The 12,780-nt window shown below is 72.7% G+C and carries 10 protein-coding genes; 3 read left to right on the top strand and 7 right to left on the bottom strand.

Features of this window, described 5'->3' with window-relative positions; genetic code table 11:
- The 6 genes from PINTE_RS16910 to PINTE_RS16885 form a co-directional block, all read right to left on the bottom strand.
- Positions 1–1,112: glutamate-cysteine ligase family protein (locus PINTE_RS16910; protein ID WP_068433115.1), on the bottom strand; the 1,112-nt coding region annotated here is incomplete at its 3' end.
- Between the two features lie 120 nt (positions 1,113–1,232).
- Positions 1,233–1,853: a TetR/AcrR family transcriptional regulator gene (locus PINTE_RS16905; protein ID WP_157087321.1), complete on the bottom strand. Its 621-nt coding sequence runs from the start codon at positions 1,851–1,853 to the stop codon at positions 1,233–1,235.
- A gap of 96 nt (positions 1,854–1,949) precedes the next feature.
- Positions 1,950–3,704 carry an AMP-binding protein gene (locus PINTE_RS16900; RefSeq protein WP_068433113.1) on the bottom strand — a complete coding sequence of 585 codons (1,755 nt, stop codon included), beginning with the start codon at positions 3,702–3,704 and terminating at the stop codon, positions 1,950–1,952.
- A 56-nt stretch (positions 3,705–3,760) separates the two neighbouring features.
- Positions 3,761–4,990 carry an acetyl-CoA C-acetyltransferase gene (locus PINTE_RS16895; protein ID WP_068433111.1) on the bottom strand — a complete coding sequence of 410 codons (1,230 nt, stop codon included), beginning with the start codon at positions 4,988–4,990 and terminating at the stop codon, positions 3,761–3,763.
- A gap of 2 nt (positions 4,991–4,992) precedes the next feature.
- Positions 4,993–6,180 (bottom strand): acyl-CoA dehydrogenase family protein, encoded by a 1,188-nt coding sequence (locus PINTE_RS16890; protein WP_068433109.1) that lies wholly within the window; start codon positions 6,178–6,180, stop codon positions 4,993–4,995.
- A 358-nt stretch (positions 6,181–6,538) separates the two neighbouring features.
- Positions 6,539–10,015, bottom strand: coding sequence for an indolepyruvate ferredoxin oxidoreductase family protein (locus PINTE_RS16885; protein ID WP_068433107.1), 3,477 nt, complete (start codon positions 10,013–10,015; stop codon positions 6,539–6,541).
- Positions 10,016–10,154: 139 nt separating this feature from the next.
- Between PINTE_RS16885 and PINTE_RS16880 the strand changes: the two genes are divergently transcribed.
- Positions 10,155–10,385: a hypothetical protein gene (locus PINTE_RS16880; RefSeq protein WP_068433105.1), complete on the top strand. Its 231-nt coding sequence runs from the start codon at positions 10,155–10,157 to the stop codon at positions 10,383–10,385.
- A complete protein-coding gene (locus PINTE_RS16875) occupies positions 10,369–10,704 on the top strand; it encodes a type II toxin-antitoxin system PemK/MazF family toxin (protein ID WP_245643018.1) in 336 nt (111 codons plus the stop codon). Before PINTE_RS16880 ends, PINTE_RS16875 begins: the two co-directional genes overlap by 17 nt.
- 121 nt (positions 10,705–10,825) lie before the next feature.
- Here PINTE_RS16875 and PINTE_RS16870 read toward each other — a convergent pair whose 3' ends face one another.
- Positions 10,826–11,686, bottom strand: coding sequence for an alpha/beta hydrolase (locus PINTE_RS16870; protein WP_245643017.1), 861 nt, complete (start codon positions 11,684–11,686; stop codon positions 10,826–10,828).
- Positions 11,687–12,193: 507 nt separating this feature from the next.
- Between PINTE_RS16870 and PINTE_RS16865 the strand changes: the two genes are divergently transcribed.
- A partial coding sequence (locus PINTE_RS16865) for an AMIN-like domain-containing (lipo)protein (protein ID WP_068433117.1) occupies positions 12,194–12,780 on the top strand: 587 nt, incomplete at its 3' end.

Genomic DNA, 12,780 nt, shown 5'->3' with positions numbered 1-12,780 from the left:
GCGCCGAGGGCGGGGTCGCGCACGCCGTCACGGGCCGCGCGGTCCCACGCGTCGTTCACGTCGCGGCAGACGGCCAGGGCGCGGTCGCCGAGGTCGCGGTGGTCGGCGAGGGCGGCGAGCACGACGACGGGCACCGGCCACCACCGCGGCGGCTGCGTGTCGAGGTAGCGCACCTCGAAGAAGCCGCGGGCCCGCACCGGTGGAAACAGGGTGGTCAGGTGCGCGTCGAGATCCGCCGGCTCCGGCGGGCGCAGCGCGGGCAGCCGGCCCTCGATCCAGTCGCGCAGCGACCCGCCGGGCGCCGGCACGCAGACGTCGCCGTCGCGCACGAACATCAGCGGCGCGTCGAGCGCGAGGGTGGCGTACCCGGCGGCCGGGTCGAGCAGGTCGGCGGGCGCGTGGGTGCGCGGCGGGTCGAGGTCGCGCCAGATCGCCTGTCGGGTACTCACCCACCCGGTGCGCTCCCCCGCCAGGCGCGGGGAGTTGGCGAACGCGGCGACGAGCGTGGGCCCCACGTCGTGCAGCAGCCGCCAGCGGTGCGCTATGTCGGCCGCGTCGGCGCCGGTCTCGAGGTTGACCTGCAGGGACGCGGTGGCTCGCATCATCGCCCGGCCGCACCCGGCGCGATGCTCCCCGAGGGCGTCGAAGTAGGTCTCCATGGCGCGGTAGCGCGGCGAGTCGAGCAGGCGGGGCCGTAGCGACCAGGCGTCGGTGGCGGTCGGCGCGAGCGCGAGGCCCGTTGCTGCGAGCGCGGTGGTCAGGTGGGCGACGTCGCGGCCCAGGGCGGCGAGGCAGGCGGCGGCGTCGGGGGCGGGCTGGGAGCTGAGCTCGACCTGCCCGCCCGGTTCGATGGTCAGGCGGCTGCCGCAAGGCGGCGGCCCGATGAGGGTCTGGAGGTGGTGCAGGGTGTCGGGGTCGACGGGCTGCGCGGGGTCGCCGGGATCGACGACGATCCACTCGGTCTCTGCGCCGAGGCGTCGACGGTGGTGCGGCGGACCGGTCTTGAAGCAGATCCCGGCGATCCTGCGGTGCACCTCGTCGGTGTCGCGGATCCGCGGCGGGCGCGCGCTCGCCGCTGCGGTGCCGACGCTGTGCGCGGTGATCTTCGGCATGGCAGCGGCCTCCGGCGATCGGTGGGGGCGTCGGGCCTCGACGCGCCCCCCATCCTTGCCCATCCGCTCCCGCGCGTCGCGGCGAGGGGGCGGGTGGGCTGCCGCTCGGCAACGGCAGTGTCAGCCGCGGGTGCGCAGGCCCTTGACGAGGAGGTCGCCGAGCTGCGCGTACGCCTGTCCGGTGCTCAGGCCGGCCTCCTGCTGCAGGCGGCCGGACATGATGCCCTCGAGGCCGAGCGCCACGAGATGCCCGGCGAATTCGGGGTGGATGTCGCGGAAGGCGCCGCTGCGCACCCCGTCCTCGATGATCTCGCGGACCCGGCGCGCCGCGGCCGTGGAGTTGAGCCGGTAGATGTCGGCGGTCGGGGCGTAGGCGACCATGTCGCGGAAGAAGTGGCTCGACTGCCGCGCCATCACCTCACCGGAGGTCTTGAGGTACACCTCGATGCGGGTCACCGGGTCGTCGACCGCCGCGATCGCCGACTCGACGCGGCGGGTGGCGTCCTCGAAGAAGCGCTTGGTGACCGCGACGACGAGCTGCTCCTTTGTAGCAGCCACTCCGTACAAGGTGGATTTCGAGCACCGCAGCCGGCGGGCGAGGTCGTCGACGGTGAGGGCGGTGAAGCCCTCATCGAGAAGCACCTCACCCGCCCGCTGCAGCAGACTGGCGCGGCGCGCGGCGTCGACCGACCGGCGCCGGCGCGGGCTGCTCAGCCGCGGTGTCTCGCGCGCGGTGGTCACGTCGTCATCCTTCCATGCACGCCCATGGGCCCGGAGGCGGTCGCGCGCCCGGTCCGTCACAACGAGGCCGGCCGCGCGACCGAAGTCATCACGACCTCAACCCTTCAGCTCCGGGAAGTCCTCGTCGCGGAACTCGCCGGCCGGTCGGTCTCCGACGACCTCGGCCTCCCGCTGCCGCAGCTCGACGCGGCGGATCTTGCCCGAGATCGTCTTCGGGAGCTCGTAGAACTCCACCCGCCGCACCCGCAGGTAGGGCGGCAGGTGCTCGCGCGCGTGGGCGAGGATCGAGCGCGCGACCTCGGCGTTGCCCTCCTGCCCGGCGACGAGCGCGATGTACGCCTTGGGGACCGCGAGCCGCACCGGGTCGGGGGCGGGCACGACGGCGGCCTCGGCGACCGCGGGGTGCTCGATGAGCACCGACTCCAGCTCGAACGGACTCACCTTGTAGTCGGACGCCTTGAACATGTCGTCGGTGCGCCCGACGTAGGTGATGTACCCCTGCTCGTCGCGGGAGGCGACGTCGCCGGTGTGGTAGAAGCCCTCGGCCATCGCCTCGGCGTTGCGGGCCTCGTCGCCCTGGTAGCCGGTCATCAGCGTGAGGGGCTTCGCGGACAGGTCCAGGCAGATCTCGCCCTCGCCGACGCCGTCGACGATCTCGCCGGTCAGCGGGTCGACTAGCACCGCGGGCACGCCGGGCAGGGCCCGCCCCATCGCCCCGCTCTTGACCTGCTGGCCGGGGGTGTTGGCGATGCACGCGGTGGTCTCGGTCTGACCGAAACCATCTCGGATCGTCAGCCCCCAGCGCCGCTCGACCTGGGTGATGACCTCGGGGTTGAGCGGCTCGCCGGCTGCGATGGCCTCACGCAGCGACCCGGCTCCGCCGGAGAGGTCGGAGTTGACGAGCATGCGCCACACGGTCGGCGGCGCGCAGAAGGCCGTCACGCCCTCGGTGCGCATGTGGGTCAGCAGCGCGGCCGGGTCGAACCGCGAGTAGTTGTAGACGAACACCGTCGCCTCGGCGAGCCACGGCGAGAAGAAGTTCGACCAGGCGTGTTTGGCCCAGCCCGGGCTGGAGATGTTCAGGTGCACGTCGCCGGGCCGCAGGCCGAGCCAGTACACCGTCGACAGGTGCCCGACCGGGTAGGAGACGTGCGTGTGCTCGACGAGCTTGGGTCGGCTCGTTGTGCCGGACGTGAAGTACAACAGGAGCCGTTCGGTGCTGGCGTTGCCCGGGTGCGGCACGGCCTCGTGCGCCTCCCGCGGGTCGATGCCGTCGGCGCCGGCGTACGCGATCCAGCCCGGCGCGGGCTCGTCCTTGCCGGTGACGATGCGCAGGTAGTCGCCGGGCACGTTGTCGAACTTGTAGGCGTCGGCCGGGTTGCAGATGACGACCCGGGCGTTGCCGCGGTCGAGACGGTCGACGAGCTCGCCGCGGCCGACCGCCGTGGTCGTCGGCATGATGACCGCGCCGAGCCGGATGAGCGCGAGCATGCTCTCCCACAGCTCCACCTGGTTGCCGAGCATGACGACCACGCTGTCGCCGCGTCCGATGCCCTGCGCCTTCAGGTGGGCCGCGACCTGCTCGGAGCGGGTCACCATCTCGTCGAAGGTGCGTTCCAGGCGGCTGCCGTCCTCCTCGACGATGATGAGCGCCGGCCAGTCGCTGCCGCGCGCGTAGCTGTCGAACCAGTCGTGCACGAAGTTGAAGGTCGGGCCCACGTCGGGCCAGGTGAACGAGGCGAACGCCTCGTCGTAGTTCGTGCGCAGGCTGCGCAGCTGGTCACGGGCGGCGCGCAGGGCCGCCGTCGAACTCGGCTCGATCGGACCGGGGTGGTCGGGGGTGCTCGTCATCGGGCTCTCCTGGGGTTCGGACAATGCGGTGCGCGGGCGCGCGTGGTGTGGGTGCGTCAGTGGCCGGCGGGTACGCGCAGCAGCAGGGCGTCGCCCTGGCCGCCGCCGCCGCACAGGGCCGCCGCGCCGAGACCGCCTCCGCGACGGCGCAGTTCGAGCGCCAGGTGGAGCGCGATGCGGGCCCCGGAGGCGCCGATGGGGTGGCCGATGGCGATGGCGCCGCCGTCGACGTTGACCTTCTCGGGGTCGATGCCCAGCGCGCGGGTCGACTCGATGGCGATCGCGGCGAAGGCCTCGTTGATCTCGACGAGGTCGAGGTCGTCGGCGGCGCGGCCCTCGCGGGCCAGGGCCGCGGCGATGGCGTTCGAGGGCTGCAACTGCAGCGTGGAGTCGGGCCCGGCGACCGTGCCGTAGGCGCCGATCTCGGCGATCCAGTCCAGGCCCAGCTGCTCGGCGGTGGCCCGCGGCATGACGACGACGGCCGCGGCACCGTCGGAGATCTGGGAGGCGGTGCCGGCCGTGATCGTGCCGTTCGCGCCGAACGCGGGCTTCAGGGCCGCGAGGGCGGCGGCATCGGTCTGCGGGCGCACGCCCTCGTCGGCGGCGACGGTGACCGACTCCCCCTTGCGGCCGGGGATCTCGATCGGCACCATCTCGACGTCGAAGCGGCCCTGCGCCTGGGCGGCGGCCGCGAGGCGGTGGGAGCGGGCGGCGAACTCGTCCTGGTCCTGCCGGGACAGCGGCGGGTGCGCGTCGTACCACGACTCGGTGAGCTGGCCCATGCCCTGATCGGTGGCCTGGTCCCAGAGGCCGTCGTAGGCCATGTGGTCGACGAGCGCGGTGTCGCCGTACTTGAATCCGGTGCGGCTGCCGCGCAGCAGGTGCGGGGCCCGGCTCATCGACTCCATGCCCCCGGCGACGACGATCGTGGCCTGCCCGGCGCGAATCAGCTGGTCGGCGGTCGCGATCGCGGCCAGGCCCGAGAGGCAGACCTTGTTGACCGTCATCGACGGCACCGTGCCGGGCAGGCCGGCCCGCAGACCGGCGCTGCGGGCGGGGTTCTGCCCGGCGCCGGCCTGCAGCACCTGGCCCATGACCAGGTAGTCGACCTGCTCACCGGCGACGCCGGCCCGCTGCAGGGCCGCCTTGATGGCGATGCCGCCGAGGTCGGTGGCGGACAGGTCTTTCAGCGCCCCGAGCAGGCGGCCCATCGGGGTGCGGGCCCCGGCGACGATGACGTTGGCGCCGGCGTTGTCGGCGTTCTCGACGTTCGGTTCGGTCAGCATGGTCAGTCCTCCTGGGCTGCGGCGGGGGCGACGGTGAGGTCGCCAGCGCGGCCGGTGTCGAGGTGGCGGGCGATGATGAGGCGCTGAATCTGGTTGGTGCCCTCGAAGATCTGGGTGACCTTGGCTTCGCGCATGTACCGCTCGACGGGAAAGTCGCGGGTGTAGCCGTAGCCGCCGAAGACCTGCACGGCGTCGGTGGTCACCTTCATCGCGTTGTCGGTGGCGACGAGCTTGGCGACCGCGGCCTCGCGGGTGTAGGGCAGGCCGGCGTCCTTGCGCCGGGCGGCGGCGAGGTAGGTGGCGCGGGCGGACTCGACGGCGGCGGCCATGTCGGCGAGCACGAAACCAAGGCCCTGGTGGTCGATGATGCGCTTGCCGAAGGCCTGCCGGTCGCGGGCGTAGGCGAGCGCGTCGTCGAGGGCGGCTTGGGCCAGTCCGGTGGCGACCGCCGCGATGCCGAGGCGACCGGCGTCGAGTGCGGCGAGGGCGAGTTTGAGGCCGTCGCCCTCGGCGCCGATGCGGCGTTCCGCCGGGATTCGCACCGAGTCGAAGCGCATCGTTGCGGTCGCGGAGCCGGTCAGGCCCATCTTGCGCTCGGGCGGATCGGCGCTCAGGCCCTCGGCGTCGGCGGGAACGAGGAAGCAGGAGATGCCGCCCCGGTCGGGCGACGTGCGGGCCATCACCGTGTAGAAGTCGGCGTGCCCGCCGTGGGTGGTCCAGGCCTTGGCGCCGTGCAGCACGTAGTCGTCGCCGTCGCGGGTGGCCTTGGTGGTCATGGCGGCCGGGTCGGAGCCGGCGTGGGCCTCGGAGAGGCAGTAGGCGCCGAGCAGCTCGCCGCCGAGCAGGTCGGGCAGCCACTGGGAACGCTGCTCGTCGGTGCCGGCGGTCGCCAGGGCGAAGCAGCTCAGCGAGTGCACGCTGGCGCCGACGGCCACGGAGGTCCAGGCGGCGGCGATCTCCTCGATGAACTGCAGGTACACCTCGTAGGGCTGCGCGCCGCCGCCGAACTCCTCGGGATACGGCAGCCCGAGCAGCCCCGCCTGCCCCAGCATCGTGAAGGCGTCGCGCGGAAACCGCTCGTCGGCCTCGTCCTGCGCGGCGCGGGGGCGAAGTTCGTGGGCCGCGATGTCGCGCGTGAGCTTGATGAGCTCGAGCGCCTCGTCGCTGGGCAGCTGCCGGGTGGCGGGCATGACACTCCTTTGGGACATGCTCGGGTACGCAAGTACCCCTCAAAGTACCCACTCTCCGGCACCCCGCACAACCCCCTTCCCGCCCAACCCCGCTTCCTCGCCACCCCCTTCCCTCACAACCCGCCTTCCCCCTCACGACCCCCCTTCCCTCAAAACTGCGTGTCGTGGTCAGGACTGCTGTTCGTGCCGCAGTCCTCACCACGACACGCAGTTTTCACGGACGTTGAGCCAGGTCGCCTCGGTCGTCGGGCCGCAGGCAAGGGTCGTCTACCGCGTCGGGCTCGTTAAGCACCGCCCGCACACGGTCGTTTGCGCGCTTGTCTGGTCGCCGCAGTTCCCCCGACGGGCCGGGCCGACCTCAGCTGGAGCCGGCTTGGTCGCCGACCTCCGGCGTCGGCAGCCCGAGGTCATCGACGGCCTGCGAATACCTCTGCACGGCTGCGAGTTTGACGTCCTCGTAGCCGCGCACGAGGTCGGGCAGGCGCGCGAAGGCGACGGCGCGCTCGTAGCCGTCCGCGCCGTCCGCATCGAGGCCGGCGACGAGGTCGTAGAGCACCGCGCGGTAGTGCCGCAGCAGCTCACGCTCCATGCGGCGCACGTGCGCGGGGGCGAACGGGTCGAGCGGGCCGCCGCGCACGCGTTTCATCGCGGCGAGGGCGCGCAAGCCCGCTCGTCCCGCCGGCGGCACGCCGATCTTGGAGCGCATGCCGAGCGCCCGCAGCATCGGCGGGTGCAGCCGGAACGTGGGCGCACCGCCTCCGGGCACGGCGCGCCGGGCGAACCGCTGCGCGCCGGGGCGGGCCAGCAGCCGCGCCACCTCGTACTCGTCCTTGTAGGCGGTGAGCTTGTACAGGTAACGCGCCACAGCCTCGGACAGGTCGGTGCGGCTCGTCACCGCGCGCTCGGCCCGCCACACCGTCTCCACGATGCGCACGTAGTCGGTGGCGCACGAGAGGTCTTGGTAGCCCACGAGGTCGACCGCCCGGAGCCGGGCCACCCGCCGCGTCTCCCCGCCGAACGTCGCGCGAGCCAAGGCCGGGACGATCCGCTCCGCGTCCACCGGACCGTCGTCCTCCTCCTCGCCGCCGGAGAGCGCCGCGTCGAAGGCCCCCGGTGCGGAGACCGAGGCGCGGCCCCACCGGAAGGCCGCGACATTGGCCTCGACCGCGACGCCGTTCATCGCGATCGCCTGCTCGACCGCCTCGGGGGGCAGGCGCAGCGCCCCGGCCTGCACGGCCGCGCCGACGAGCAGCAGGTTGGCGGCGGTCGTCGAGCCGAGCAGCGTCGACGCGGCGCCGAGCATGTCGAGGGCGTGCGTGGAGGCGGTGGCGGTGGCGAGCCGGTCGAGCAGCTCGGCCGCGTCGGCCTGGCGCAGGGTGCGGTCGTAGACCTCGGCGCCGGTCGGGGTGCGGCTCGTCGAGGCGATCGCGACCGTGCGCTCGGGGTCGCCGTAGCCGAGGTTCGTCGGGTCGGTGGCGGTGAGCAGGTCGAAGGCGAGGATGACGTCGGCTCGCCCCGGCGTGAGCCGGTTCGAGGGCCCCACCGGACCGTCGGCGCGGAAGCGCAGGTGCCCGACGACCGGCCCGGCCTTCTGCGAGAGCCCGATCTGGTCGAGCAGTTCGACGTCGTACCCGGCCAGGTGCGCGGCGGTGGCGAGCAGCTGGTTGACGGTGACGATGCCGGTGCCGCCGACCCCGGCGAGCAGCACGCTCTGCGTGCCGACCGGCTCGGCGTCGACGGGCTCGGGCACCGGCGGGGGCTCCAGCCGCGCCGTCCGCGAGCGGCCCTGCGGCGCAGCGGGAACCGTCATGAAGGCGGGGCAGTCGCCGAGCAGGCAGGAGTAGTCGGCGTTGCACGTCGTCTGGTCGATGCGGGTCTTCTCGCCGAACTCGGTGGGCACGGGCTGCACCGACAGGCAGTTGCTCTTGACGCCGCAGTCGCCGCAGCCCTCGCAGACGTCCTCGTTGATGACGACACGGGTGGCGGCCGCCGGCATCGTGCCGCGCGACCGGTGCCGCCGCACGTCGTTCGCACAGTGTTGTTGGTAGATGAGCGCCGTGACACCGGGCGTGTCGCGCAGAAGCCGCTGCGCCTCGTCCATCCGGTCGCGATGCCACACAACAGTGTGCGGCGCCATGGCCCGACGGTCGTGGCGAGACGGTTCGTCGCTGACGACGATGGTGCGAGCGACGCCCTCGGCGGCCAGCTTGCGGGTGAGCTCGGGCAACCCGATCGCGCCCTGGGGAGCCTGCGCGCCGGTCATCGCGACGACGTCGTTGTGCAGCAGCTTGAACGTGATGTTGACCCCGGCCGCGACGCACGCCTGCACGCCGAGCTGGCCGGAGTGGAAGTACGTGCCGTCGCCGATGTTCTGGAAGATGTGGTTGGTGTCGGTGAACGGCGCCTGCCCGATCCACTGGGCGCCCTCGCCGCCCATCTGGGTGAAGGCGGTGACCGCGCTGTCGGTCCGCCGCGAGGTCGTCACGAGGGTGTGGCAGCCGATGCCGCCGGCCGCCAGGGACCCCTCGGGCACCGCGGACGAGCGGTTGTGCGGGCACCCGGAGCAGAAGTACGGAGCCCGGGCCACGGGCGTCAACGGCAACGGAGTTCGTTGCGCCGGAGGCGAATTCAGCGCCAGGTGGGCGCCGAAAACCCGCCGCAGCGGGGCGTGCAGCCGCCCGGGGGTCAGCTCGCCGTCGGCGGGCACGAGCGGGGCGCCGTCGGCGTCGGTCTTGCCGATGACGCGCGGGGCGCCGGGCGTGTCGTAGAGCACGTCGCGCACCTGGGTCTGCAGAAACGAGGTCTTGTCCTCGACGACGAGGATCTCCTCCAGGCCGTTCGCGAACTCGCGCACCGCCTTCGGCTCCAGGGGCGTGATCATGCCGACCTTCAGCACCCGCACCCCGCGCTCGGCCAGCGCGCTCTCGTCGGCGCCGAGGTCGAGCAGCGCCTGCATCGTCGAGTCGTATGCGGGCCCGGTCGCGACGATCCCCCGGGAGGCGGTCCGGCCCGGCTCCACGGTGACCTCGTCGAGGCGGTTGGCCACGGCGTAGGCGTGCACCATCGCGGCGCGCGGGCCGAACAGCTGCGCCTCGACGGCGACGATCCGGGCGCTGCCGACGAGCGGCGGGCTCTGGCGGAACGCCCACGGCGCGCCCTCCCAGGTGATCGTCGGCGTGACGGGCTCGACGCGGGCGTCGTCGCCGACCACCCAGGCACCGTCGGCGACGTCGGCGACGATCTTCAAGGCCACCGGGGAGCCGGTGGCCCGGCTCATCGCGACGGCGTGCAGCCCGTAGGTGACGACCTCGGCCGCGTTGCGCGGGAACAGCACCGGCACGCCGATGGCGGACAGGGTGCGTTCGCTGACGGCGGGCACCGTCGACGACTTGGCGGCCGGGTCGTCGCCGGCGAGGAGCACGACCCCGCCGGCGGGGTTGACGCCGTACATCGTCAGGTGCCGCAGCGCATCGGTGGCGCGGTCGACGCCGGGCGCCTTGCCGTACCAGACGCCGACGACGCCGTCGTGGGTGCGCGTGCCGGTCGGCAGCTCGGACTGGCTGCCCCAGACGGCGGTGGCCGCGAGTTCCTCGTTGACCGCGGGCCGCAGGTGAATCACGTTGTCGGCCAACAGGTCCGGCTCCGAGGCGAGGAGTCGGTCGAGGCCGCCGAGGGGGCTGCCCTGGTAGCCGCTGACGAAGAGGGCGACGTCGCGGCCGTGCCGTGCGTCGAGGGCGCGCTGCTCGGCGAGGAACCGCGCGATCGCCTGCACTCCGGTCAGGAGCGCCGGCGGGCCGTCGACGCGGTACCGCTGCGTGAGGTCGTAGGCGGTCATCGCACCACGGTAGGTCGCCCGGGGCTCGCGCGCTGAGCCGATACGACGACCGCCGCTGTCCACAGGCCGATTGGGCGCTCACCCGTCATCCACACCCGACGCGTAAGACATCTGTAAGACAGACGCGTACCCTGCCAGCATGGGGCTCGTGAACGTACGCATCCAGGGTGAGGCCGAGGCGGCCCTCGCCGAACTCACAGCCGACGGCACCACGGTGTCGGACGCGGTCCGTCGGGCGTTGCTCGAATCCGCTCAACTGCGGCGGCGCGAGCGAATGCGCGCCGACGCGCTCAGGGCGATGAACGATTCCGACGATCGCGCCGCGATGCGCCAGGTCATGAACGAGTGGGCCGATGTTTCTGCGTGGTGACGTCTACGAACTCCCGCACGACCCACGGGCGCGCGGCCACGAACAGCGCGGCCGCCGCCTCGGGGTCGTCCTTCAATCCGAGGATCTCGCGCTCTCCACGATCATCGTGGCCCCGACCTCGAGTCGGGCGCCCGAACGGGTCTTCCGCCCCCGTATCACCGCTGGCGGCGCCTCCACCTGCGTTCTGATCGAACAGCTGCGCGCCGTCGATACCGGCCGATTGGGCACGCGCGTCGGCCACGTGAGCCGGGCGGAACTCGACGCCGTGGACGAGGCCCTCCAACTCGTGCTCGGACTCGACCTTCGCCGCGCCCTGTGAATCACCGTTCCCGACAGCGCCCCGCAACAAGCGACAACGACCGTTAAAACTGCGTGTCACGGTGAGGACTGCGGCATGAACCGCAGTTTCGACCACCGCACGCAGTTCTCAGCGAGGGTGGTCAGTCCTTGACGTGGGTGTCGAGGAAGCGGATGAGCTGGTCCTTGTTCTCCTGGGACTCGAAGAACGCCGGCGCCGCGTGCTCGGCGCCGTCGACGACCGTCAGCTCGTTCGGCACGCCGGCGGCCTTGAGCGCGGCCTCGAAGCGCTGCGCCTGCGGCAGCGGCGTCGTGCAGTCCTGCGTGCCGTGGAACATGAGCACCGGCGGGGTGTTCGCGTTGACGTAGGTGATCGGGCTGGCCTTGGCCGCGACCTTCTCCCCGTCGGGGGTGTCCGGGTCGGCGCCGATGAGCTGGCCGTGCGACGACTCCGCGCCCGGCTTGGCCCGCTGGCACGGCCCGTTCTGCTGGTCCTCGGTGCGCTTGGTGAGGTCGTAGAGCGCGTAGTAGTCGACGATGGCGTCGACCTTGGTGTCGGTGTCGGTGACGCCGATCGTGCCCTGCAGCTCCTTGTTGTCGGGCGTCATGCCGACCATCGTCGCGAGGTGCCCACCGGCGGAGTCGCCGAGCATGGCGAAGCGCTGCGCGTCGAGGCCGTACTGGCCGGCGTTCTTCTTCAGGTAGCGAACCGCGGCGGCGACGTCCTGCATCGGCTCCGGGAACGTGCCGTTCGGCATGAGCCGGTAGTTGACGCTGGCGATCGCGTAGCCGTGCTCCAGCAGCACGTCGCGCAGCTGGTTCATCTGGATCTCTTCGTTGTTGATGTCGGCCTTGTCGCCGCCGGCCCAACCGCCTCCGTGCACGAACACGACGGTCGGGAACGGGCCCGCGCCCTTGTCGGTGTCGGCGTTGGGCATGTACAGGTCGAGCTTGTGCTCGTCCATGCCGTCGTCGGCGTAGACGATGTCGGTGCGCTTGGGCACGATCTCGACCGAGGGCGACGCGCTGCTCGCCGACTGCGTCGCGGACTGTCCCGCGGCCTGTCCCGAGGTCTGCGCCTGCTCCGATCCGGCGGGCGCGCCTGTGCCGCACGCCGCCACCAACATCACGGTCGAGATTCCGACCAGCATTCGAGCCCGCACGGGCACCCCCATATGTTCGTTCCCTGACGATCCGAGACCGCCCGTTGCCGGTCCCCACGAGTCCCGCGGGTGTAAGCCTAAGGGCCGAGTGCGCGAACCGTAGACACTGACCGAGCGGAAGGGTTGCCGGGAGCCGGTGTCTCGCCGAAACCCGCTGCGCCCGGAGCCGGTTCGCCGCGTCGGCTTGTATACGGACGTTCGGATCCGGTACCGATTCGTGACCACGCCCGCCCTGGACGCGCGCCTGGCGGGGAGCGTATGACGAGGGGATACACCGCGTCGCGGGGTACCGGGGGCGGCGCGGACCGGTCGCCGGGCGGCGAGCCCGGCGTGATCAAGGGGGATCACATGAGTTCTGTTCGACGCGCGCTGGTCGGGCTCGCGGCTGCGGCGGCGATTCTCGGGTCCGGCGGGGGCGTGTGGGCGGCCACCGGCTCGTCCGGGACGACCCAGGCCGCGGCGACCCAGGCCGCGGCGACCCAGGCTGCGACGGCCCAGGCTGCGCCGCTCCGGTGTGACACCCGATGGGGCACCGGCGCGAAGGGCACCCTGCCGGTGGAGCTGTCGGAGAGCCACATCGAGGGCGTGCGGGCCGGGCGGCACGCGTGCTTCGACCGGCTCGTCATCGACGTCAACGCCGCGCTCGGAGCCGGCGGCTACAGCGTGCGGTACGTGCCGGCCGTGCACGAGGACGGCAGCGGACAGCGGGTGCGGCTACGGGGGCGGGCCGCGATCGAGGTCATCGTCGGCGCGCCGTCGCACGACGACCAGTGGCGCTCGACGTACGTACCGCGCGACCGGGCCGAGGTCGTGCCGACCCGCGGCTTCGGCGCGCTGCGGCAGGTGGCCTGGGCCGGCTCGTTCGAGGGCCAGACGACGCTCGGCCTCGGGGTCTCCACGCGGCTGCCGATGCGCGCGTACGTGCTCACCGCCCC

Source organism: Piscicoccus intestinalis NBRC 104926 (genome assembly GCF_001515525.1).
Lineage (GTDB): Bacteria > Actinomycetota > Actinomycetes > Actinomycetales > Dermatophilaceae > Kineosphaera > Kineosphaera intestinalis.
Note: the sequence above shows the minus strand (reverse complement) of the source record. Positions and strands in the feature narration are given on the sequence as shown.